This is a genomic window from Bacillus sp. FSL K6-1366 (assembly GCF_037976695.1).
In the GTDB taxonomy this organism is placed as follows: domain Bacteria; phylum Bacillota; class Bacilli; order Bacillales; family Bacillaceae; genus Bacillus; species Bacillus subtilis.
In genome coordinates this window covers 243,710-267,355 of the sequence record NZ_CP150268.1, presented here as the reverse complement: position 1 = coordinate 267,355, position 23,646 = coordinate 243,710, and the positions used below count along the sequence as shown (strand labels likewise).

The 23,646-nt window shown below is 42.6% G+C and carries 26 protein-coding genes; 17 read left to right on the top strand and 9 right to left on the bottom strand.

The window, feature by feature from the left end:
- Positions 1-5: 5 nt before the first annotated feature.
- Positions 6-827 (top strand): LD-carboxypeptidase LdcB, encoded by an 822-nt coding sequence (gene ldcB, locus MHI44_RS01265; protein WP_014480046.1) that lies wholly within the window; start codon positions 6-8, stop codon positions 825-827.
- A gap of 70 nt (positions 828-897) precedes the next feature.
- Here ldcB and MHI44_RS01260 read toward each other — a convergent pair whose 3' ends face one another.
- Positions 898-1,149, bottom strand: coding sequence for a hypothetical protein (locus MHI44_RS01260; protein WP_014477099.1), 252 nt, complete (start codon positions 1,147-1,149; stop codon positions 898-900).
- An 87-nt stretch (positions 1,150-1,236) separates the two neighbouring features.
- A complete protein-coding gene (locus tag MHI44_RS01255) occupies positions 1,237-1,938 on the bottom strand; it encodes a class I SAM-dependent methyltransferase (protein WP_339202724.1) in 702 nt (233 codons plus the stop codon).
- 152 nt (positions 1,939-2,090) lie between these two features.
- Between MHI44_RS01255 and ctpA the strand changes: the two genes are divergently transcribed.
- Positions 2,091-3,491, top strand: coding sequence for a carboxy-terminal processing protease CtpA (ctpA, locus tag MHI44_RS01250; RefSeq protein WP_003231186.1), 1,401 nt, complete (start codon positions 2,091-2,093; stop codon positions 3,489-3,491).
- A 34-nt stretch (positions 3,492-3,525) separates the two neighbouring features.
- Here ctpA and MHI44_RS01245 read toward each other — a convergent pair whose 3' ends face one another.
- Both MHI44_RS01245 and MHI44_RS01240 read right to left on the bottom strand, forming a co-directional pair.
- Positions 3,526-5,016, bottom strand: a complete 1,491-nt coding sequence (locus tag MHI44_RS01245) for a sodium:solute symporter (RefSeq protein ID WP_212060652.1) — start codon at positions 5,014-5,016, stop codon at positions 3,526-3,528.
- Positions 5,016-5,216: a DUF3311 domain-containing protein gene (locus MHI44_RS01240; RefSeq protein ID WP_003231189.1), complete on the bottom strand. Its 201-nt coding sequence runs from the start codon at positions 5,214-5,216 to the stop codon at positions 5,016-5,018. Before MHI44_RS01240 ends, MHI44_RS01245 begins: the two co-directional genes overlap by 1 nt.
- Before the next feature lie 183 nt (positions 5,217-5,399).
- Here MHI44_RS01240 and MHI44_RS01235 point away from each other — a divergent pair, with 183 nt between their 5' ends.
- Both MHI44_RS01235 and MHI44_RS01230 read left to right on the top strand, forming a co-directional pair.
- Positions 5,400-6,311, top strand: coding sequence for a ring-cleaving dioxygenase (locus MHI44_RS01235; RefSeq protein WP_339202722.1), 912 nt, complete (start codon positions 5,400-5,402; stop codon positions 6,309-6,311).
- 15 nt (positions 6,312-6,326) lie between these two features.
- Entirely contained in the window at positions 6,327-6,929 is a 603-nt protein-coding gene (locus MHI44_RS01230; protein ID WP_003231194.1) for an alpha/beta hydrolase, read from the top strand.
- A 42-nt stretch (positions 6,930-6,971) separates the two neighbouring features.
- Here the strand turns inward: MHI44_RS01230 and MHI44_RS01225 are convergent, their stop codons facing one another.
- Positions 6,972-7,580: a nitroreductase family protein gene (locus MHI44_RS01225; RefSeq protein ID WP_014477092.1), complete on the bottom strand. Its 609-nt coding sequence runs from the start codon at positions 7,578-7,580 to the stop codon at positions 6,972-6,974.
- Between the two features lie 129 nt (positions 7,581-7,709).
- On the opposite strand from MHI44_RS01225, the gene yodB reads away from it, so the two are divergent.
- Complete coding sequence (gene yodB, locus MHI44_RS01220; protein ID WP_004399427.1) at positions 7,710-8,048, top strand: transcriptional regulator YodB; 339 nt, start codon at positions 7,710-7,712, stop codon at positions 8,046-8,048.
- Between the two features lie 378 nt (positions 8,049-8,426).
- Here the strand turns inward: yodB and MHI44_RS01215 are convergent, their stop codons facing one another.
- A complete protein-coding gene (locus MHI44_RS01215) occupies positions 8,427-8,816 on the bottom strand; it encodes a tautomerase family protein (RefSeq protein WP_014477090.1) in 390 nt (129 codons plus the stop codon).
- A gap of 364 nt (positions 8,817-9,180) precedes the next feature.
- Between MHI44_RS01215 and MHI44_RS01210 the strand changes: the two genes are divergently transcribed.
- A complete protein-coding gene (locus MHI44_RS01210) occupies positions 9,181-10,515 on the top strand; it encodes a gluconate:H+ symporter (protein WP_085187488.1) in 1,335 nt (444 codons plus the stop codon).
- 84 nt (positions 10,516-10,599) lie between these two features.
- Complete coding sequence (locus tag MHI44_RS01205; RefSeq protein WP_014480034.1) at positions 10,600-10,836, top strand: hypothetical protein; 237 nt, start codon at positions 10,600-10,602, stop codon at positions 10,834-10,836.
- 34 nt (positions 10,837-10,870) lie between these two features.
- On the opposite strand, the gene gerT is transcribed toward MHI44_RS01205, so the two are convergent.
- The gene (gerT, locus tag MHI44_RS01200) at positions 10,871-11,344 is read right to left on the bottom strand and encodes a spore germination protein GerT (protein ID WP_024573595.1); all 474 of its coding nucleotides are present in this window, start codon (positions 11,342-11,344) and stop codon (positions 10,871-10,873) included.
- 98 nt (positions 11,345-11,442) lie between these two features.
- Between gerT and rarD the strand changes: the two genes are divergently transcribed.
- The 4 genes from rarD (at position 11,443) to bshB2 (ending at position 13,724) form a co-directional block, all read left to right on the top strand.
- The gene (gene rarD, locus MHI44_RS01195) at positions 11,443-12,339 is read left to right on the top strand and encodes an EamA family transporter RarD (RefSeq protein WP_339202721.1); all 897 of its coding nucleotides are present in this window, start codon (positions 11,443-11,445) and stop codon (positions 12,337-12,339) included.
- 75 nt (positions 12,340-12,414) lie between these two features.
- Entirely contained in the window at positions 12,415-12,693 is a 279-nt protein-coding gene (locus tag MHI44_RS01190; protein WP_003231211.1) for a hypothetical protein, read from the top strand.
- The gene (locus MHI44_RS01185; protein WP_003231213.1) at positions 12,690-13,040 is read left to right on the top strand and encodes a YojF family protein; all 351 of its coding nucleotides are present in this window, start codon (positions 12,690-12,692) and stop codon (positions 13,038-13,040) included. The genes MHI44_RS01190 and MHI44_RS01185 overlap by 4 nt, the downstream gene beginning before the upstream one ends.
- Before the next feature lie 18 nt (positions 13,041-13,058).
- Positions 13,059-13,724 carry a bacillithiol biosynthesis deacetylase BshB2 gene (gene bshB2, locus MHI44_RS01180; RefSeq protein ID WP_003231215.1) on the top strand — a complete coding sequence of 222 codons (666 nt, stop codon included), beginning with the start codon at positions 13,059-13,061 and terminating at the stop codon, positions 13,722-13,724.
- Between the two features lie 25 nt (positions 13,725-13,749).
- Here the strand turns inward: bshB2 and rsbRC are convergent, their stop codons facing one another.
- Positions 13,750-14,598, bottom strand: coding sequence for an RsbT co-antagonist RsbRC (rsbRC, locus tag MHI44_RS01175; protein WP_339202719.1), 849 nt, complete (start codon positions 14,596-14,598; stop codon positions 13,750-13,752).
- Between the two features lie 15 nt (positions 14,599-14,613).
- The gene (locus MHI44_RS01170; protein ID WP_339202717.1) at positions 14,614-15,972 is read right to left on the bottom strand and encodes an MATE family efflux transporter; all 1,359 of its coding nucleotides are present in this window, start codon (positions 15,970-15,972) and stop codon (positions 14,614-14,616) included.
- Between the two features lie 265 nt (positions 15,973-16,237).
- Here MHI44_RS01170 and cdaS point away from each other — a divergent pair, with 265 nt between their 5' ends.
- From cdaS to MHI44_RS01140, 6 genes are all read left to right on the top strand, one after another.
- The gene (cdaS, locus tag MHI44_RS01165; protein WP_015251893.1) at positions 16,238-16,861 is read left to right on the top strand and encodes a cyclic di-AMP synthase CdaS; all 624 of its coding nucleotides are present in this window, start codon (positions 16,238-16,240) and stop codon (positions 16,859-16,861) included.
- A gap of 235 nt (positions 16,862-17,096) precedes the next feature.
- Positions 17,097-18,314, top strand: a complete 1,218-nt coding sequence (locus MHI44_RS01160; RefSeq protein ID WP_101172397.1) for a macrolide family glycosyltransferase — start codon at positions 17,097-17,099, stop codon at positions 18,312-18,314.
- 370 nt (positions 18,315-18,684) lie between these two features.
- Positions 18,685-19,929 carry a D-gamma-glutamyl-meso-diaminopimelic acid endopeptidase CwlS gene (gene cwlS, locus MHI44_RS01155; protein ID WP_004399265.1) on the top strand — a complete coding sequence of 415 codons (1,245 nt, stop codon included), beginning with the start codon at positions 18,685-18,687 and terminating at the stop codon, positions 19,927-19,929.
- 92 nt (positions 19,930-20,021) lie between these two features.
- Entirely contained in the window at positions 20,022-20,612 is a 591-nt protein-coding gene (locus MHI44_RS01150) for a superoxide dismutase family protein (protein WP_015251895.1), read from the top strand.
- 63 nt (positions 20,613-20,675) lie between these two features.
- On the top strand, positions 20,676-21,590 hold the full coding sequence (locus MHI44_RS01145) for a MoxR family ATPase (RefSeq protein WP_015251896.1): 915 nt from the start codon (positions 20,676-20,678) through the stop codon (positions 21,588-21,590).
- Between the two features lie 10 nt (positions 21,591-21,600).
- Complete coding sequence (locus MHI44_RS01140) at positions 21,601-23,517, top strand: nitric oxide reductase activation protein NorD (RefSeq protein WP_339202715.1); 1,917 nt, start codon at positions 21,601-21,603, stop codon at positions 23,515-23,517.
- Positions 23,518-23,646: the final 129 nt, after the last annotated feature.

Sequence of the window (23,646 nt, the reverse complement as noted above, 5' to 3'; positions counted from 1 at the left end):
GTAATATGAAAAAGTCCGGTAAATGGTTCTCACTGGCTGCCGCTCTGAGTGTAACGGCAATAGTCGGAGCCGGCTGCAGCATGTCGAACGGAGATGCTCAAAAGGATACGAAAACCACAGCAGAAACAAAGCAAACAGAACAAAAAACAGCTGACAGCAAAAAATCAAACACTCAAAACAGTGAGTTTTCATTGGAAAGCCAGTATTTCAATGATATTAAAAAAGTCGATGGTCTGGAAACCATTCAAAATCCAGAAAATATACTCGCGCTTGTCAATAAACAATATGCACTGCCCGGAAACTATGAACCTAGCGATCTTGTCATACCTGATGTAGAGTTTTCTTTTGAAGAAAAGATTCAAAAACGTTACATCAGAAAAGAAGCGGCCGACGCATTAAAAACAATGTTCGATGCTGCCAAAAAGGAAGGCTATGAACTGGCAGCTGTCTCAGGGTACCGTTCGTATGACAGACAGAAAGTTATTTTTGACAATGAAGTAAGCCTAAAAGGGGAAAAGAAGGCAAAGGAAGCGGTCGCTTACCCGGGTGAAAGCGAGCATCAAACAGGCCTTGCGATGGACATTTCGAGCCGGAGCAATGGCTTTGAGCTAAATGAAGCGTTCGGAAGCACGGCAGACGGGAAATGGGTGCAGGACAATGCTTATAAATATGGCTTTATCATTCGCTATCCGAAAAATAAAGAAGATATCACGAAATATGAATATGAGCCATGGCATCTGCGCTATGTAGGCAAAAAAGCCGCAAAGGTCATCCAAGATAATGATTTAACGCTTGAAGAGTACTTTGAAAAAGTGAAGAAAATTTAAAATGAAAAGCCCGCTTACACTAGATAAGCGGGCTTCATTGTGTCTGGTGAATCTAGCATTTGTTCTATGCTTACCAGAAGAATAAACCAGCAAGAGCGACCCCTGTAATTAAACCGAGGGAAATACCGTAAGCTGCTCCGTATCCCCAATAACCGCCCCAATATCCGTAACCGAAACCTCTTGGCCCTCCGCCGGTCGGAGCTATAAAAACTCTGTCTCTTGTTACACGGGTAATTCTGCCGACGTGAACTCTCCCGCCTCTCTCTGTAATTCTGACGACTTTACCTTGATGGTTTTTGCAAAGATGATAATATCTCTCCAATATTGTTCCCCTCCTATCCTGACTTTCTATCAGCATATGATAGATAGGAAAAAAAGGTTGGACGAAAACAGGGGGCGATACGCCGTTTTACTTGTACGCGATAAAAATACAATGACCCATGTACTCACTATATAACTGCATGAGCTGATAATGTGTTTGAAGCGTATCGTAATAGATGGGATCAATCGTTTGCGATAAATCCATTTCTGTGGTTGGTTCAAATTCCATGTCTTCCGGAAGAAGTGTCATCGCTTCTGTTTTTTGAAAGCCATAGGATCTTAGGAGTTTATGCCATTCGCTTTCTTCATGTAAGCAAGTAAATCCGTAAAAATCCATCATTTGCTTCTCTTCTGCAGGGGGCATCGGTTTTTTTAAAGCAGCTTCGATACCAATCAGCATCCCGCCGGGTTTTAAAACTCTTGAAATTTCTTGAAGAGAGGATGTCAGGCGTGAAAAACTGAGGACCGATTCTGACAGGACGCAGGAAAAGGACTCAGAAGAAAACGGGAGATGTTCCAGCTCCGCCTGATATGCAGGGATGGCAAGCCCTTCATTCGCAAATCTTTTTTTCGCTTTCTCAAGCATAATAGGATCTTTATCAACGACTGTTACAGGATACAGCAAATGTCCTAAATAAGCCGCCGTTTGCCCTGTTCCGCATCCGGCATCAAGAATCGGCTGATCCGGAGAGGGCGCAGCCTTTTGCAAGACCGCTTTTGAAAAAGCCAGCCCGCCTGGGTGCGCCCCTGCGACACCGAATAAGGACAGCATTTCTAAATATCGGCTCAATATCGAATCCTCCTTTTTCCTTATCATATGTCGTATAAAGACATAGGTTTATGAAAAGCAAAAGAAGGGCGTTTCTCTTTCATTTCTGCTCCGAGTTGACGAATAAGAATTCGTCCATGATAATAATGTAAGAAGAAAAAGGTGGTGTTTAATTGAAACGGCAATTAAAACTGTTTTTTATTGTGCTGATCACTGCAGTTGTCGCTTCGGCGCTTACTTTATTTATTACGGGCAATTCCAGTATCCTGGGCCAAAAATCAGCAAGCACAGGAGACAGCAAGTTCGACAAATTAAATAAAGCGTATGAGCAAATCAAAAGTGATTATTACCAAAAAACAGATGATGACAAATTAGTAGACGGAGCAATTAAAGGAATGATTCAATCACTGGATGATCCGTATTCTACATATATGGATCAAGAGCAAGCGAAATCATTCGACGAGACGATTTCAGCATCTTTTGAAGGAATCGGAGCCCAAGTAGAGGAGAAAGACGGAGAAATCCTTATTGTATCCCCAATTAAAGGTTCACCTGCTGAAAAAGCCGGTATCAAACCGAGGGACCAAATCATTAAGGTAAATGGAAAAAGCGTAAAAGGCATGAATGTAAATGAAGCCGTCGCTTTAATCCGAGGCAAAAAGGGCACAAAGGTGAAGCTTGAACTGAACAGAGCGGGAGTGGGGAATATCGATCTTTCCATTAAGCGCGATACCATTCCTGTAGAGACTGTCTATTCAGAGATGAAAGACAACAACATCGGAGAAATTCAAATCACTTCTTTCTCTGAAACAACAGCTAAAGAGCTGACAGATGCGATTGACAGTTTAGAGAAAAAAGGCGCCAAAGGCTATATTTTAGACTTGAGAGGCAACCCGGGCGGCTTAATGGAACAGGCGATTACGATGAGCAACCTGTTCATTGATAAAGGGAAAAACATCATGCAGGTTGAATACAAAAACGGTTCAAAAGAAGTCATGAAGGCCGAAAAAGAACGGAAAGTGACCAAGCCGACCGTCGTTTTAGTAAATGACGGTACAGCAAGCGCAGCCGAAATTATGGCCGCTGCCCTTCATGAATCGTCAAACGTACCGTTAATCGGCGAGACGACATTCGGCAAAGGTACAGTACAAACGGCAAAAGAATATGATGATGGCTCTACCGTCAAACTGACAGTTGCCAAATGGCTGACTGCTGATGGCGAATGGATTCACAAAAAAGGCATCAAGCCTCAAGTGAAAGCAGAGCTGCCTGATTACGCGAAGCTGCCGTATTTGGACGCAGATAAAACGTACAAATCAGGTGATACAGGCACAAACGTCAAAGTGGCTCAGAAAATGCTCAAAGCACTTGGTTACAAGGTAAAGGTTAACAGTATGTATGACCAGGATTTTGTATCTGTCGTCAAACAGTTCCAGAAAAAAGAGAAGCTGAATGAAACAGGCATACTGACTGGCGATACAACAACGAAATTAATGATAGAACTTCAAAAGAAGCTGTCTGATAATGATACGCAAATGGAAAAGGCAATTGAAACACTGAAAAAAGAAATGTAAAAAAAACCATACGCGGCTGCCGCGTATGGTTTTTTTATGCGCCCTTTTGATTTGGATTAGCGTCTTGTTTTTTGCCAAATAAACCTTCAATGACAGGATTGGATCCCGCGTTTTTAACGAACAGCGGATTCAGGATGACCACAGCGATCATGTTGGCGGCCAATCCCCAGAATCCTTCATAAATGCCATGTGCGGATTGAGTGATATACACAATAAACGTTACCGCTAGGCCGGCTAATAATCCGATAACCGTTGCTTCTTTCGTTTGGTTTTTCCAGAACAGGCTGACAGCAATCGCAGGGAAGATTTGCACCATACCGGATACACCTAATAGCTGAAGTGTCACTAAGGCAGTCGGGAACAGCATTCCAAACAGCAGCGCAAGACCGATGACAACAAAGACCATTGAACGTGTGACGAGGGTCAGCTTGTTTTGCGACACATTCGGATGAATCAAATCCCGGTATAGGTTGTTGGCGAATAAATTCGATGCGCCGATTGCCATAATGGAACAAGGTATTAATGAAGCAAGAGCGATAGTGGCATATGCAAAGCCTTGTGCCACGCCGCCGTAAGATGTTTGAATCAAATGCAGCAGCGCCAGCCTTGGATTTGTATCTTCCGGCAGGACAAGAAAGGCGATAAAGCCAAGAAAAATAACCAATATTAACACAATATTGTAAAGCGGCAAAAACATGCTGTTTTTTCTTACTGCATCAGCGCTTTTCGCCGTGAAAACACCTGTAGCGGCATGCGCCCACATAAAAAGTGCCAGAGCGGAAACAATAGATGCTGTGATAAACCAAGGGATGCCTTTTGGCCCTTCTGCAGGTATCGTCAGCATTTGCGGCGCTTCCTTCACTAACGTGTCAATCATCGGTGTCCAGCCGTTAAAATGAATGAGAGGGAGGGACACCACCATAAACAGCATAATGACCCATACTAAAATGTCCTTAATGATGGCTGTATATGTGGGCCCTTTAATCCCGCTGAAGAATGTGTAAAGAGCAACAAGAATAAATGAAATGATCACAACGAATTTTACGTTAATATATCCAGTGCCGGCAACCTGAAGCGTGTCTTGAATGCCGCTCAGCTGAAGGCATATGTACGGAATAAGCATGAGTACCCCGACGATGGCAACGAGGCTTGCCAAAAGCTTACTGTTAAAACGTTCCCGGGCATAATCCGCGAGTGTTGTTAATTTATGAATTTTCGCAACTTTCCAAAGTTTCGGCAAGAAGAAGTAGGCGATAAAGTAGGCCAACACAGAATAAGGAATGGCGAAAAATGCAACACTTCCGCCTGTAAAAGCAGTACTGGTCAACCCTAAGAAAGTATAGGCCGTATAAAGGTCAGCGCCTACTAAAAACCAGACGAGAAGACCGCCGAAGCGTCTGCCGCCGACAGACCATTCTTCCAAAGAAGTGCGTGAGGATTTGTCTCTTCCGGCGAGAAAGCCGATACAGACAACGGTTAAAACAATAATAGCAGTAATGAGAAGTGCAGTCAGATTCCCTTGCATTATTCAAGTCCTCCATCTTTTTTTTGCATCTGATAAATGCCAAACGAGCATAACGGCGTAACAATAATCCACAGCAGCAGCCAAAAGTGGAAAAACGGCAGGCCGAACATAATCGGTTCTATTCGATTCACAAGCGGCAAAAGCGCGAGCTGAACGAATGGCAAAAGAATGAGAATAACAATAAGTGCTTTTTTAACCATTTACTTTCCTCCTGAAACATGATAATGCTCACTATAATAGCAGTTGTAAGAAAAGATCACAAGATAATTATTAGAAAAAAATGATTTTTTCAATTATTTAATCAAAACACATGGTTTGCATCCTTTTCAATAAAGGTTTAAAATAATAAATATCTTGAAATCGAGATAAATAGGAGTGAGAAAATGAAAACAGAAGGATTGCACCATGTCACAGCATTCGCCAGAGATCCGCAAGAAAACTTGCGATTTTATACAGAAGTGCTTGGGCTCAGGCTTGTTAAAAAAACAGTAAACTTTGATGATCCCGGAACGTATCATTTTTACTTTGGGAATCAAAACGGAGATCCCGGTACAATAATGACCTTTTTTCCGTTCCAAGGAAGCGGACAGGGAACGGTAGGAAAAGGCCAAGCGGGCCGGGTGTACTTTTCAGTTCCCTCAGGCTCCCTGTCTTTTTGGAAGGAGCGTCTTGAGAAAAGCGGGCTGAGCCTAGAGGAAAAAACGTTGTTTGGTGAAAAAGGTCTTATTTTTGATGATACAGAAGACCTTCCGCTGGCGATCATGGAGGATGCGAAAAGCGGCAAAAGCGAGTGGACGCCTGACGGGATCACAACAAATGAAGCAATTACGGGAATGAAAGGTGTGCTGCTATATTCCTACGACCCGCAGGCGACCATACAATTGTTAATGGAAAGCTTTGGATACACCAAAGTGGCCGAAGAAGACCAGATTGTCAGACTGGCAACCTCAGCGGCCGTCGGCGGTGTCATTGATGTCCATTTATACCCTGAAAAAAGAGGAGTCGGAGGATATGGTACGGTACACCATGTAGCGTTTCGGACAAAGAAAAAGGAACAGGCGAAATGGCTGCCGATTATTGCTGAAAACCATCTGCCTTCGTCAGAAATTCTCGACAGGGAATACTTTACATCAGTTTATTTCAGGGAGAAAGGCGGTATCTTATTTGAAATTGCTACAGATGAACCAGGCTTTATGACAGATGAAACGTTTGCTGAGCTAGGGACTTCCTTAAAACTGCCTGAATGGCTGGAGAAACATAGACAACAAATTACAGACATTTTACCTGAACTTTAATAGGGGGAATTTATAATGAAGCATATTTATGAAAAAGGAACATCTGACAACGTACTTTTGCTGTTGCATGGCACGGGCGGTAATGAACACGATCTGCTTTCATTGGGGCGGTTTATAGACCCTGATGCCCATTTGCTTGGTGTCAGAGGATCGGTGCTTGAAAATGGAATGCCGCGATTTTTCAAACGTCTGAGTGAAGGAGTTTTTGATGAAAAGGATCTTGTGGTGCGGACAAGAGAATTGAAAGATTTTATCGACGAGGCTGCAGAAACGCATCAGTTTAATCGCGGCCGAGTGATTGCAGTCGGTTATTCAAACGGCGCAAACATTGCGGCAAGCCTGCTTTTTCATTATAAAGATGTGTTAAAAGGGGCTATTCTGCATCACCCAATGGTTCCGATTCGAGGTATCGAGCTGCCTGATATGGCGGGGCTCCCTGTTTTTATCGGTGCCGGGAAATACGACCCTCTCTGCACGAAGGAAGAATCAGAAGAGCTTTACCGCTATTTACGTGACAGCGGGGCATCAGCCTCCGTTTACTGGCAGGACGGGGGCCATCAGCTGACTCAGCATGAAGCTGAACAAGCTCGTGAATGGTACAAAGAGGCGATTGTATAAAAAAACCTTAGTCCGGATTTCGGACTAAGGTTTTTCATATCCTTACAGCCAAGTTGATACTTTTGAAAGCGGCAGGCGGTTGCTTTGATGGGCAGGCTTCACTGCTTTGCCGATTGAAATAAGCATAACCGGAACATAGCGCTCACTGATATCAAATTGCTTTTGGAACTGCTCTTTGTTAAATCCGCCAATTGCGCAAGTGTCATAACCTTTTGCTTTTGCGGCAATCATAAGCTGCATAGCAGCTAAAGAAGCATTTAAGAAAGCGGAATCACGTGCGAATTGCTCGCTTTGGTAAGCACCGTTGATTTGGCCGAGCAATGTTTGTTTGATTTCATCCGTAATATAGCCTTGGCTTGCTAATTCAGCATAAACTTCTTCACCGTTTTCATTTGCCTTTAAATCGCCTAAAATGGCAACAACAGCAGAAGACTCAACGATTTGTTTTTGATTATACGCTACAGGAAGAAGCTCCGCTTTTGATTCATCGCTGTGGAATACTGTAAAATGCCAATGCTGAAGGTTCCAAGCAGAAGGCGCTTTAGCGGCAAGGTCTAATAGCTCAGTCAGCTCCTCCTTAGAGATCGGGGCATTTGTATCATATTCCTTTACAGATGCACGTGCTTTTAAAACATCCAGAGTATTCGTCATAGTGTTTCCTCCTTCGGATAAACGTGGTATGATAATAGAAAAGTTAGAAGCTTACTAAATGTAACTTGAAAGATTATTGTAATGGATCATTGAATACATGTCAATCAATAGATGAAGGGATGAAGACTTGTGGGAAATACGATGTGCCCTAAAATGGAATCCGCATTCTCATTGCTGGGAAAACGATGGAACGGTCTGATCATCCATGTGCTAATGGATGGGCCGAAACGGTTTAAAGAGATAACGGAAACAATACCGATGATCAGCCAAAAAATGTTGGCAGAGCGCTTGAAGGAGCTTGAACAAAACGAGATTGTCGAACGGCAGGTTCTCCCTGAAACGCCGGTCAAAGTCATCTACACGCTAACTGAAAAAGGAACAGCGCTTCAAGCTGTATTTCAAGAAATGCAGGCATGGGCCGATCAATTTTGCGAGCCTGGTGACACAGTGTGTGAAGAAGAGAAATAAGGAAAGCGGCACCTGAAAAAGAGCCTTTGTTTCCATGGTGAGTCATGTAAGTACGGTTCACACCCGTTTACATGACTTTTTATATTTGTCAGACTGACATTTCCGGATTGGCAAAAGTGTCATGTTCATGGAAATGATCAATAAGTTATAGCATCCAACCTGTTGTAAATGGGGATTATGAGTTATCTTATTATGCAAATCAGCAAAATTTTATATTTTCGGCCAAAGTCAGCTTCCAATTGGCATTTAAACCGAATCTAAAAGGAGATCCAGGTTTTTCGTATTGCTGGATGCTTCTATACTGATGACTTCCGCATTTATGAAAAAAAGAGAGAGCTTCTTTGGAGCTCTCTCTTTTTTTTATGGGGAGACGAAATCTTATAGTTTTCCATTCAAAAATTGCGCCTCACCAAGACCGAAACTCCAGTCTGCGTCACCATTCTCAGTAATAGATACCATGAGGTCTTCAGGGGAAATTCCGCATTTTTCTTCTAGCCTTTCAGCAAGCAGAGCATACAATTTTTCCTTTTGGCTTTCGGTTCTTGCTTTGCTTGTCATACTAATGATGACCAGATCCTTGGTTCTCTGAAACCCTAATCCCGTATCTTGGATTATAAGCTCGTTTGCGGGATGCTGATGGACAATTTGATAACGGTCTCTTTCCGGAACACCAAATGCTTCAACCATCGCTTGGTGAGCAGTATCTAATAACAATTGCAGCGATTTTTCATCACGGCCCTCAATTACATCAAAACGCAATAATGGCATGTGTACTCCTCCTTCTGTGAAGTTGTTATCCGTCTGTTCTCATATTGTCTCATTTGCTTCCAGACAATGAATAGATATAATGATTGGCAGTCAACTTTAAAAAACATAACATATAACCAAAAGTTAATCAACATATAACTAATAAATCATTGGGTTAGGCGGTAGGTAATCGAGACAAGCTCATAAAAACGATTGACAGTCATTGATTAGGAGATTAGTATGAACATATTAGTTGATCAAAAGATAACAATCATATAACCAAGACGTTTTTAGTTATTAATGAAAGCGTTTTCTGTTCGTCTAGGCATGAAAAGCGCCAAAACATTGTCGCGAGAATCATATAAAACACTTTTGGAGGGGTACCATGCCGATTTTAATTGTAGCTGTCGGAGTGCTGATTCTGTTATTTCTCATTATTAAAGTAAAATTAAATACCTTTGTCTCACTGATTGTCGTTTCATTTTTAGTAGCCATCGGACTTGGAATGGATATCAATAAAATTGTTCTTTCAATTGAGGCTGGAATTGGCGGGCAACTGGGGCATTTAGCTTTAGTGTTTGGACTTGGCGCGATGCTTGGGAGGCTTGTCTCAGATGCTGGGGGCGGCTACCGGATTGCCATTACGCTGATTGACAAATTCGGGAGGAAACGAATACAGGCGGCGGTTGTGGTTGCCTCTTTTATTATCGGGATTGCCCTATTTTTTGAAGTCGGTCTTGTTCTGTTGATACCGATTGTTTACGCGATTGCTAAAGAATTAAAAATGCCTTTTCTGTATCTGGGAATCCCGATGGCCGCCGCCTTAAATGTTACTCACGGATTTTTACCCCCGCATCCTGCTCCAACTGCTATCTCAGTTGCATATGGTGCCCATATTGGCCAGGTGCTGCTTTTGGGAATCATCATCGCTGTTCCGACAACTGTGATTGCCGGGCCTTTATTTAATAAATTTGCGATGAAACGGTTTCCTGGTGCGTATCAAAAGCATGGAAACCTATCGGGGTTAGGACCGAGGAAAGAATTTCAGCTGGATGAAACACCGGGCTTTGCGATCAGTGCTGTCACGTCTTTATTCCCGGTTATCTTTATGGCAATGGCAACAGTTTTTTCTTTATTATTGAGTGAACATTCAAAAGGAAAAGACATTATAGAATTTATCGGCACTCCGGGAACGGCAATGCTCATTTCGCTGTTGCTTGCACTCTATACGATGGGATATGCCCGTAAAATATCTATGCAGGAAATCAGCAGATCTATTTCAGAATCAATTTCGCAAATTGCGATGATGCTGCTCATCATAGGAGGGGGAGGAGCGTTTAAACAGGTGCTGATTGACGGCGGAGTCGGCGATTATGTCGCTGATTTTTTCCGTCAAACAAACATGTCGCCGCTATTCGTTGCATGGACCATCGCCGCGGTTCTGCGTCTGTGTCTAGGCTCTGCTACCGTGGCTGCGCTTACCACAGCGGGAATGGCAGCTCCGCTTATGGAGGCTGGCAGTGTAAACCCCGCGTTAATGGTGCTTGCAACAGGAGCCGGCAGTGTCATTGCGTGTCATGTAAATGATGCAGGATTTTGGATGGTAAAGGAATTTTTCGGCTTGAGCATGAAAGAAACATTTCAAACCTGGACGCTGCTTACAACAGTTCTTTCGGTTACAGGGCTCGGCTGTGTGTTATTGGCAGGGCTTGTGATGTAACAATCATAGACAGTCCGTAGCCCAATCGTTTTTCTTCCTTGCTGAATACTTTACGTATAGGCAGACATAAAGGAGGAAAAAATCATGTACCCTCATCATTCGTATTATCGCGGAATCCCAGGTCCAGCCGGATATCCGGCGCGTAGTCCTTTTTTGTTTGGCGCTCCTCTAGTCGGCGGTTTATTAGGCGGTTTTCTCGGGAGTGCGCTGTTTAACTATTCTCGTCCCTATGCCTATCCTCCTGGCCCTTATGGATATGGAGGCGGACCGTACGGTTTTGGTGCCGGCGTGCCATACGGGGGATATCCCGGCTTCTATTAATAAAAAACGGCCTGCATCGATTGCAGGCCGTTTTTTATCGGATGATTTCTACCTCGGACATATTGTAGTCTTGCTGCTTTTGAAACATGACTTCCAGAAGTCCATCCTTATAGACGGCTTTTGTTCCTTTGCGTTTGACTAAACAAGGAAGGTTTACTTTTTTCGGATGATCTGCTCTTGGGAAGTTTTCCAACCATAATTCGTGAGATGTGTGTTTGATTCTCACTTGTTCCAGCCATTCTTCGCTGATTGGCACCTTTACAAACACATGGTCTGCTGTTTCGAATATATCAATATCAGGTTTGACATCAGGTTTTGCATCAGGTTTGGCGGGATGTTCTTTTTGGGGGAGAGGATCGCGGAAAGGAAATTGAGCCGCATAATCACTGCCGAACACACTTTCCATCACACGATTGACATACGTTTCAACTTCTTTCGGATCAGCTTTTTTTAATGCTTCTTTAGAAAATTGATTGTGGAAAGGAAAGTACTTGTTCCACTCAAACATTGTCTTCACATCCTTTCTTCACGGACAAAATAGTATATGCCCGCCAGATCTTTCACGTGATATAATATAAGATGCTCTAAAGAAAGGCAGGGATATAAATGCAATATTCAGAAACAAAAAAAGGCGTTATTTACACAGCCGTTTCCTTTATCATGTGGGGCCTGTTTCCGCTCTATTGGAAGCTTCTCGAACAGCTGCCGGCTCTTGATATTTTGGCTCATCGTATTATATGGTCTTTTGTTTTTATGTGTATCGTACTTTTTTTCTTGCGGCAATGGAAAATAGGATGGCAGGAGTTGCGCTCTCTGAAAAAGAACGGAGGGATCCTCTCTTTATTTCTTGCTTCTATCCTGATTTCGATCAACTGGTTTGTATACATATGGGCTGTCAACCATGGCTTTTTGCTTGAGGCTAGTCTTGGCTATTACATTAATCCGCTTGTATCAGTGCTCCTTGGGATTTTATTTTTAAAGGAAAAACTGAATCGCCTGCAATTAGTGGCCGTTTCGATTGCGGCAGCCGGTGTCATCATCTCGGCGTTCCAATACGGCTCCATTCCTTATGTTGCGCTTCTGCTCGCATTCAGCTTTGGGCTGTACGGGTTAAGCAAAAAAAGAACAAGCCTGCCGAGCGCCATTGGCTTAACGCTGGAAACATTCATGATTATGCCCATTGCATTGGGGTATTTGCTGTTCAGCGGACATGTTCAGCCAGCGGGTGCAGAAAGCGGAGGGACGTGGCTGCTTCTCTTTTTGGCCGGTGTGTTTACGGCTTTGCCGCTCTTATTGTTTGTGGAAGGAGCGAAACGGCTGCCACTGTATCAAGTCGGTATCTTACAATATATTGCGCCGACCATTACCCTTCTGATCGGGCTGTTTGTTTACAATGAGCCATTTTCAAGCTCGAAGGCTTTTACATTCAGCTGTATATGGGCTGCGCTGATCTTGTTTACGTTTTCACAAGTGAAGTGGAAACGGGCGTCAAAAAGCCATTGAGGCCTTTGGCTTTTCAGCTGATGCATATATTATGTATAATCATTTCATGTATGTAAGACATAAAGGAGCAAGACGATGGACAATGATAAAGAGATAGTGAAAGCCTATGCTTCACTTTGGAATAACCGATCTCTCGCACATGATGACGCAGAAGCGGTAGCAGAGGCGATTGATCTTGAGCTCTTGGATAAACGAACACATCCAAGACTCCGAAAACCGATGCTGGAAAAATATTTTGCCGCGATTCAGCGCATTGTGAATTCACAGCTCGAACCGGCTGTGAAATATCAGCTGGTCAAATTACATACAGAACGTGCAGAGTATTTAAAAGAAGAAAGAGGGGAGCAATCATGAAAGCGATCATAAAAGAAGATGTGCAAGCATCTTTAGAACGATATGCGGACCGCCCTGTATATATCCATTTAGAAACCACCACAGGTTCTTATTCAGCGCATTTAAATGAAAAGAACATGACGGTTGTTGCGTATATCCGCAATGCAAAAGTCACTTATCATCAGGCAAAAATCAAAGGCAACGGGCCTTACCGCGTTGGCTTGAAAACAGAAGAAGGCTGGATTTATGCTGAAGGCTTGACTGAATACACGGTAGATGAAGAAAACCGTTTATTAATGGCGGGACATCTGCCGGGCGGTAAACTGGCTATTTCTCTGCAAATCAGTGAAAAACCGTTCACAGTTTAAAGAAAAGGGTGAAAAATAATGAAAGAACACGTATTAGTAATCCTGCCTCACCCTGATGACGAATCATATGGAGTGGCAGGCCTCATTGCCTTAAACAGAAAAAAAGACATTCCCGTTACGTATGCCTGCGCCACTTTAGGTGAAATGGGCAGAAATATGGGCGATCCATTTTTCGCGAATCGTGAAACGTTGCCGCTGCTAAGAAAACAAGAGCTCATCAATGCCTGCAAAGAAATGGATATCAATGACCTTCGTATGCTTGGACTCCGTGACAAAACGCTCGAATTTGAAGACGATGAGTATTTAGCTGATATCATGGAAGAGATCATAGATGATGTAAAACCAAGTTTAATTGTCACATTTTATCCCGGACACGGTGTGCACCCTGACCATGATGCATGCGGGGAAGCGGTTATCCGTGCATTATACCGCAAAAAGAAAGAAGACCGTCCGCGCACAATCTGCATGGCCATTACCCGCAACAGAGAAGAGGTTCTCGGCGAAGCTGATGTCGTGCTTGATATCAAAGAAGTAGCTGATATTAAAATGAATGCGTTAAGAGCTCACCGCACACAAACAGAAGGCATGCTCAGAGAGCTTGAAGAGAAATTGAAAAATAATGAACCTGTTATGGCAACATGGTTTGAAGAAGAAATATATTGGACGTATCAATGGAATGATTAATCAAAAAGGTATAAGGCCTTAAGCCTTATACCTTTTTTAATTTTAAGTCCGATGCAATTGCTGAAGCGAGAGTGGATCTCAAGGAAATACCTTCGAAAGACAAACCTAGCTGAACCGCTGTTTGCGCGATTTCCGGACGGATTCCAGACAAAGTTGAAGAAACACCGATTAAACGAAGCGCCTCAATCAGACTGAACAGCTGATGGGCAACCATCGTATCAATCACAGCTACTCCTGACAAATCAATATACAGTTGTGTCACCTTTTTTTTCGCACATTGATGCAGTGTGTTTTCCATAATCAGCTTGGCGCGGACTGTATCAATATCTCCGATTAAAGGCAGCAGTCCGACGCTGTGAAACAGCACGATGACCGGAGCGCTCAATTCAGTAATCATATCTTTTTGGGCCTGAAGCTGAAGGCTTGTGTTTTTGTACATTTCTTCTATAAAAATATGAATCACAAGATCAAACGCTTTTATAAGGGCGTGATACAGGTCTTCGGCTTCTTCGCTTTTCACAGTATCCTGATTGAGATGGACAAATTCTTTCACATAGGAAACATATAAATCTCTCACTCTGACAAACTCCCGAATAATATAGTGGATAGGAGTTTTTAAATGCTCTTGATCCTGTGTGACTTCAAAGGCCCAATCTTTCAGTATAGGCAAGTATACGTCCTCATCATCTATAAAAATACGGTTTATTTTATAGTTAAAGGCAAGATTCTGGTTCTTTAAATTGTGAATGACAACAGGATCTGTTGAGGCATAAATGGAATTGGGATCAGTCTCCTCGATTGTTTCATACCACGTTGAACTGATGGTTTCCGCATGCTGGGAAAGATACTCGAATAATTTTTTGTTTTTTGCCATGATTGATCACCTCTTTTAAATGTGTTGTTTTTGCGAATAACGTTTTTGCAGTTTTGCCAGCCTGAAAAACAGCCCAACTGCTCCGGTGGCGAGTCCTGCTATTAATCCAATCCAATAGCCGAATGCACCGAGGCTTGTAAACGTACCGACCATATAACCGACCGGAAGGCCAATGACCCAGTAAGAGACAAAAGCGGCCGCAAGCGTATAGTTCACATCTTTGTACCCTCTGAGTGCTCCCTGGATCGGTGCGGCAACAGCATCGGAAAGCTGAAAAAATAGCGCATAAATTAAAAAGTGCTGTGTCAGCCGGAGCACATCGGGGTCAGAAGTGTACATGCCCGCAATTTGCTCTCTGAATAAAAGGATACAGGCGGCAGTGAACAAAGAAAAGCCGATCGCCATCATGATGCCGATTAAGCTATATGAGCGTGCATCCTTAAAACGGGCTGCACCCGCTTCAAATCCGACCACAATTGTTAGAGCCATGGACACGCTAAGCGGCAGCATATATAAAAGAGACGCAAAATTCATGGCTGCCTGGTGGGACGCGATGGTCACTGTATGAAAATGGCTCATTAGAAGCGTGACAGCTGCGAAAATGCTCGTTTCAAAAAACACGGCGAACCCAATAGGCAGCCCGATTTTGAGCAAATTTTTGCATGCTTTCCAAGAGAACTTATACAAGGTAAGGAAAATCCCGTATTCAGAAAACGGTGCGTTTTTATGAATAATGAAAAAACTGATGATGCAGATACACCAATAAGTTAACGCGGATGCCAGCCCCGCGCCGACACCCCCAAGTGCCGGCATTCCGAACTTCCCGAAGATAAATACATAATTCAATACAAAATTGATTGGAAGAGAACTGAGTGTAATCATCATGGTGACTCTCGTTTTTCCTAATGAGTCGATGAATGATCTCAACACGGTGTAAACAAATAAAGGGAAAATTCCCAGTGATAAAAAGCCTAAAAAGTGTTTAGCAATCTGATACACGTGAATATCAAGGTTCAATCGGCCAAGAATAAGGTCAACTGCAGCATATCCAATCAATAAAACGGCGATGCTAAGTAGCGCGGCCACGTATACAGCCTGTAAAACAGTAAAGGGAATCTTCTGTTTTTTCTCTGCGCCTAATAACTGAGCGACAATCGGGGTGACCGCCATTAATATACCTGCAAGTCCTGTGTAAACAGGGGTCCAAAGGCTTGAGCCAATCGCGACACCCGCTAAATCAGCGGGGCTGACTTTCCCTGACATCACCGTATCTAGAAAAGTCATAAGAGAAAGCCCCGCCTGGGTAATGAATATCGGTATTAAAATGTGCAAGAGCTGTTTGATTTTTTTCCGGGCATTTTGAGTTTCTTTCATACATTGATCTCCGTTTCTTTTTCATAACGAGAGAAATTATAACATTTTATGTATAAAAAGCAATGAACGCCGGGCCTATTCTTTTTTTGTCGGTTTCGTTTTTCTAAACATTTGGGCATAAATAAAAGAAAGCGAAATCACGCCTAAAAAGGTGCAAATATACTGAATGATTCTTTCGATTTCCATTCTTTACATCCCTCCTTTACCAATAGAATGTGCATCAATAAGATAAGCATTCGTGAAAAGTTGGAAATTTGAACAGGAGATGAAGATTATGCGCTATGAGCAGATATCAGAAAATGCGTTCAAGGGGAAAATACAGGTGTACCTAGAGCAAATATTAGGTGATGCATCTCTAATCTTGAAAACGCTTCACGAAAAAGACCAGTGTCTCCTTTGTGAATTAGATGATTTAGGGCACATTTTTCAGGACATGCAGGGGATTGCATCCTCCTTTTATTTGCAATCATACATTGAGGAATTTACGCCGGCATTTATTGAGCTGGCCAAGGCGATTAAAGCCTTATCGGAACATAAGCATGGAGCTTTAATTGTGATTGAAAGAGCAGACCCGGTTGAACATTTTATTCAAAAAGGCACCTCCCTACACGCCGAGATCAGCTCTTCATTAATTGAAAGCATCTTTTTTCCCGGAAACCCTCTTCATGACGGCGCTTTATTAGTGAGGGAAAACAAACTCGTGTCAGCAGCCAATGTGCTCCCGCTGACGACGAAGGAAGTGGATATCCATTTGGGAACCCGGCACCGGGCGGCTCTCGGTATGTCGGGATATACGGATGCACTGGTGCTCGTGGTTTCAGAGGAAACAGGGAAGATGTCGTTTGCCAAAGATGGTGTATTATATCCGTTAATTTCACCAAGAACGTAAAAATAATAAAAAGGGCCTGATTAAGAATCCTATCATGAGACAAAATGACTGAATTCGCATCTTTATTAAAGCATTCGCTTCAAGCTGAATGCTTTTTGTCTTGAAGACAGGAAATATAAGCTGGTAGAAAAGTTATATGTAATGAATATTAATTAAGTGAAATACTTTACCTGTTTATGTATTTATAGTACCGTATAAAATATTACATAAATTTTCAAAGGAAGGGTGCTGTCGCATGGCTAATGTATTAATGATCGGTTTTCCCGGTGAAGGGCATATTAATCCCTCTATCGGTGTGATGAAGGAGCTGAAATCTCGGGGAGAAAACATTACGTACTACGCAGTGAAGGAATATAAAGAAAAAATCACAGCTCTTGATATAGAGTTTCGTGAGTATCATGATTTCAGGGGAGATTACTTCGGGAAAAACGCAACCGGTGATGAAGAAAGAGACTTTACTGAAATGATCTGCGCTTTTTTGAAAAGCTGTAAAGATATTGCGACTCATATTTATGAGGAAGTCAAACATGAATCGTATGATTATGTCATATATGATCACCATCTTCTCGCGGGTAAAGTCATTGCCAACATGCTGAAGCTGCCAAGATTTTCATTGTGTACAACCTTTGCGATGAATGAGGAATTTGCAAAGGAAATGATGGGAGCGTACATGAAAGGATCACTTGAAGATTCGCCTCATTATGAATCATACCAGCAGCTTGCAGAAACTTTAAATGCTGATTTTCAAGCAGAGATCAAGAAGCCATTTGATGTTTTTTTAGCTGATGGTGACTTGACAATCGTCTTTACATCAAGGGGATTTCAGCCACTGGCTGAGCAATTTGGCGAGCGATATGTATTTGTCGGTCCTTCCATTACAGAAAGAGCCGGAAACAATGATTTCCCATTTGATCAGATTGACAATGAAAACGTGCTGTTTATTTCAATGGGAACCATTTTTAATAATCAAAAGCAGTTTTTTAATCAATGCCTTGAAGTATGTAAGGATTTTGACGGCAAAGTTGTGCTTTCCATCGGCAAGCATATTAAAACAAGTGAGTTAAACGACATTCCGGAGAATTTCATTGTACGCCCGTATGTCCCTCAGCTTGAGATCTTGAAAAGAGCCAGCTTATTTGTGACACACGGCGGAATGAACAGCACAAGTGAAGGTTTGTATTTTGAAACCCCGCTCGTTGTCATTCCGATGGGAGGCGACCAATTTGTTGTCGCAGATCAGGTGGAAAAAGTCGGCGCAGGAAAAGTAATTAAAAAGGAAGAATTGTCTGAAAGCCTACTGAAAGAGACGATACAAGAAGTAATGAATAATCGTTCGTATGCTGAAAAGGCAAAAGAAATTGGACAATCACTGAAAGCGGCAGGCGGCTCTAAAAAAGCAGCCGACAGCATTCTTGAAGCTGTAAAACAAAAAACTCAATCAGCAAATGCATAGTGTAAAAGCCTGTTCTTATCGAAAGAACAGGCTTTTTGCCATTTCATAAGAGGGATTTGACACGCCGATAGAGAATTGATTAGAAAAATAGACAAGAAAGGAGGAGAAACTGCTTCGTTCATCAATAGAAAACCATCATTTTTACCCTCGCTTAAATAGTTCCTTAGACTTTCGAAAAACATATCGTGCTTATGTAAAATGTTAGATGTTTATTTGAAGGTTTAAAGGTCGAACGATGCTGAAAATGCTGCGCCAAATGTTTGAAAAGGGTTTAACTTGCTGAAAAATTGACGATAAAACAGTTGTGTGCCATTTTTGGAAACAAAATACTAGCTGTTTTTGCAAAAAAACAGTTTAGGAGGTTGAATGAATGAAAAAGAAGATTGTAGCCGGCTTGGCTGTTTCTGCAGTTGTTGGGTCGTCGATGGCCGCAGCACCCGCGGAAGCAAAAACGATAAAAGTAAAAAGCGGTGACTCTCTTTGGAAACTTTCCCGCCAGTATGATACGACAATATCAGCTCTGAAATCCGAAAACAAATTGAAATCAACGGTGCTTTATGTCGGACAAAGTCTTAAGGTTCCTGAAAGCAGCAAAAAAAGCACGACATCCCCATCTAATTCAAGCAAAACATCAACATACACAGTTGCATATGGTGATTCCCTATGGATGATTGCTAAAAATCATAAAATGAGTGTTTCTGAGCTTAAAAGCTTAAACAGCCTGAGCAGTGACCTGATTCGTCCGGGGCAAAAGCTTAAGATCAAAGGGACAAGCAGTTCAAGCGGATCAAATGGATCAAAGAAAAACAGCGGTTCCAATTCTTCAGGTTCTTCAAAAAGTACATATACGGTCAAGCTTGGTGACTCACTGTGGAAAATCGCAAACAGCTTAAATATGACTGTAGCCGAATTAAAAACCTTAAATGGCTTAACATCAGATACACTTTATCCTAAACAGGTGCTCAAAATAAAAGGAAGCAGTTCACCTAAGAACGGAAACAGCGGTTCCAAAAAGCCGTCAAACTCCAATCCCTCAAAAACAACGACGTACAAGGTAAAAGCAGGCGATTCGCTGTGGAAAATTGCAAATCGGCTCGGAGTCACTGTCCAAAGCATCCGTGATAAAAACAATTTATCATCGGATGTGCTGCAAATCGGGCAGGTTCTGACTATTTCGGGAGCATCAAAATCTAATCCTTCAAATCCGACAAAGCCAACAAAGCCAAAAGATAACTCAGGGTCAAACATTCAAATAGGTTCGAAGATTGACAGAATGATAACGGAAGCGAAAAAATATGTCGGAGTGCCTTACCGATGGGGCGGAAACACGCCTGCCGGTTTTGATTGCAGCGGCTTCATTTATTACCTCATTAATAATGTATCATCTATATCAAGATTGAGTACGGCAGGGTATTGGAATGTCATGCAGAAGGTCAGCCAGCCGTCAGTAGGAGACTTTGTCTTCTTTACCACATATAAATCCGGCCCGTCTCACATGGGGATTTATCTAGGCGGCGGTGATTTTATTCATGCAAGCTCATCGGGCGTCGACATTTCCAATCTCAGCAATTCGTATTGGAAACAGCGGTACTTGGGCGCAAGAAGTTATTTTTAAAAATGAGTATGACAAAAAGCCTTTTATAGGCTTTTTTGTTTATACCAGACAATGATTGACCACACTGTTAGAAAAAACAAGGGGGAGACAGTATGTACCGTCTCTTGCTGTTGATGATGCTGACGGCACTGGGAGTTGCCGGATGCGGACAAAAAAAACCTCCAGACCCTCCTAACCGGGTGCCGGAAAAAAAAGTGGTTGAAACGTCAGCGTTTGGTCATCATGTCCAGTTGGTCAATCGTGAAGGGAAAGCAGTCGGCTTTATAGAGATCAAAGAATCAGATGATGAAGGCCTCGATATTCATATTTCCGCAAACAGCCTGCGTCCAGGTGCTTCTCTCGGTTTTCATATTTATGAGAAAGGTTCTTGTGTCAGGCCGGATTTTGAATCAGCGGGCGGTCCCTTTAATCCACTGAACAAAGAACACGGCTTCAATAATCCGATGGGGCATCATGCCGGAGATCTGCCGAACCTTGAAGTCGGTGCTGATGGAAAGGTAGATGTCATAATGAATGCGCCTGACACTTCACTGAAAAAAGGAAGTAAACTAAATATTCTCGACGAGGACGGAAGTGCATTTATTATTCATGAACAAGCGGACGATTATCTGACAAACCCAAGCGGCAATTCCGGTGCGCGTATTGTCTGCGGAGCCCTTTTGGGAAATAACGAGAAGCAGTAATATCATCCAAGCCCTTTTGTATTGAGCATACAGGGGCTTTTTTAGTATACTCGTTAATGGAATATGAATAGGAAAGGGAATCTGTCTATGACAACTCAACTACAGCACTTAACATTGCCGGAAGATATACAACAAAAGCTTTTATCATATAAAGAGCAGCCTATTTCCCCGGAGTTTCAATCGCTTATAGGAACATCAGGCTATGAGGCGGAGGATGAAGCCATTTTATTTGACGCCATTATTGCATTAGCCATGGGGAAAAATGTCCTGCTGAAAGGGCCTACAGGTTCAGGAAAAACAAAGCTGGCAGAAACATTGTCCAGCTATTTTCATAAACCGATGCACAGCGTCAACTGTTCAGTCGACTTGGACGCTGAGGCATTGGTCGGTTATAAAACGATTGAAAATCAATCTGGTCAGGCGACAATCGAGTTTGTTTCAGGACCTGTTACAAAGGCAATGAAGGAAGGCCATTTTCTTTATATAGATGAAATCAATATGGCGAAGCCGGAAACACTGCCTATTTTAAACGGTGTATTAGATTACAGAAAAATGATGACAAATCCGTTTACAGGCGAGGTCATACGGGCTAAAAGCGGTTTCGGAGTCATTGCAGCCATCAATGAAGGCTATGTCGGAACTGTTCCTCTGAATGAAGCGTTGAAAAACCGTTTTGTCATCATTGATGTGCCTTATATTAAAGGCGAGCTGCTGAAACAAGTGCTCATGTCTCAGTCAGCCCTGAAAGACGAGAAATTGATTGACAGATTTATCACGCTTTCCTCTGACTTGATCGTTCAGGCCAATAACGGACAGGTGTCTGAAGAAGCGGCATCCATCAGAGCTTTACTCGATACATGTGATTTAGCTGCTTATATTCCGCCGCGTCGTGCCATTGAGCGGGGAATTGTAGAAAAGCTTGATGATGATCGGGAAAAAGCGGCCGTCCGAAATATTGCAGAAACTCTATTTGAATGAGGGGGCTGCGATGAAATTTATCAAATTTAACGACAGCACGATTGATTCATTTTTATTTATGATGCTGACTGATTTGGCCAAAACACTCACCAAGAGTGAAGCGGTAGAAGTGGAGTATGGCGTTCAGTCCTATTACAATCCATTTGAAAAGAAAATCTATATGAGCCACTTTTGGAAAGACAGGGCAGCTGAGGACATGGAAGCGGGTCTGAAAAGCGACGTCTACCTGCGTTCAGTCGGAACAAGATATAGCTCGCTGCATGAGTTTGCGAACTTTTTGAATGATATCCATCGTCATCTCACCTTTAAAAGTTTTGCCAAGCAGCTCTTTATGCTGCTTGAAGACATTAGGATCGAAGAATGCATCAAACGTGAGCGTCCGGGTACGAAACATGTATTTGCGAAGCGAAAAGACATGTACAGAAAACATTTCTCAACCCAGCTGACCTTAAATTTGGAACGAAGCATTTTTACCGATGCGCTCTTTTGCGCGATCTATGTCAAGCTCACAGCGGAATCGCCGCTCGAGACCCTTCCATCCATACGTGAAGATATCGATCTGATGCGCCCGTTTATTGAGCAGCAGCTCTTGCGTGTGTATGAAGCAGATTCGACACGGCAGGTTCTGAAAATTGTTGAGGACCTCATGGACGGACTTGAAGAGGTGCTCGATAAAGACATGTTGAACACCTACTTCTTTTTGCCTGAGCTTGACTACGCAAAAGCTGCAGAACAGCCGTTATTTGAAGAAGAGAAAAAAGCGCCGAAGCTGAGTGATGACATCACGCTTCCAAAACAATCAGACGGTGATGAGGATATCCATGAAGAAGAAATGCCGACATGGCACCGGGAAACAGAAGCACCGTCTAAAAGCTTCCTTCAATTTGATATTGAACACGGCGCAAAATCAGATTTAGGAAGAGATGCTTCAAGGGAAGGCGACGATGGAGATCAGGCCCTTGGCTCTGTTCAAGGATCAGCCAGACAAACGAAACGGAAAGACTATTCCAAGCTTGAAGCGCTGGAGTCCCAAAAAGACCAGCCGAACGGAGCGGGTATGGCTGACGGCAAAGAAAATAAATACGCATTTCCAATTTATAAAGAACCGCAGCCGGCAACAAATGAAGAAGAGCTTTCTTATAAACAGCAGGCAAAAACGATTGAGTCGTATCAAAAGCGTTTGAAACAAATGATTCAAAAAACACTGGAGCATAAAAAAACATTGCCGAGAACAGACCTTCATGCCGGGAGACTGAACAATAAGCTTCTTCGTTACTTCACTGAGCGAAATCCGCGCCTGTTCTACAAAAAGCAAGAACCATCTTCAGAAATCGACGCAGTTTTTACATTGTTGGTCGATTGTTCAGCCAGCATGTTCGACAAAATGGACGAAACAAAACGAGGAATCGTGCTGTTTCACGAAGCGTTGAAATCGGTAGCGGTTCCGCATCAGATTGTCGGTTTTTGGGAGGACACAAATGATGCAACCGAAACAAGCCAGCCAAACTATTTCAATACGGTTATTCCCTTCCAATCATCATTAAGACAAGATTCTGGACCGGCCATTATGCAGCTTGAGCCAGAAGAAGATAACCGTGACGGGTACGCAATTAGGCAGATGACGAAAAAAATGCTGCATCGCAGCGAGGCGCAAAAGTTCTTAATTGTTTTCTCAGATGGAGAGCCGGCCGCATTTGGCTATGAACAAAATGGGATCGTCGATACAAGTGAGGCGGTTATCGAAGCCCGAAAAAGAGGAATAGAAGTGATAAATGTTTTTCTCTCCAACTCAGAAATAGAAGAATCGCAAATGAAGACGATCCAGGATATGTACGGAAAATTCAGTATATTTGTCCCGGATGTTGATCAGCTACCGGATGTTTTGTATCCGCTGCTGAAAAAACTGCTTCATAAAAGCATAGGATAGCCCTTAATCCTATGCTTTTTGGCGTTTGTTTTTTCGAATGATTAAATTTTTTGTTTTTTATAAAGGTTTTTTACTATTTTGTGAACAATCAAGGTAGAATCAAATTGCAAACAGTGGTAAAATATCGTT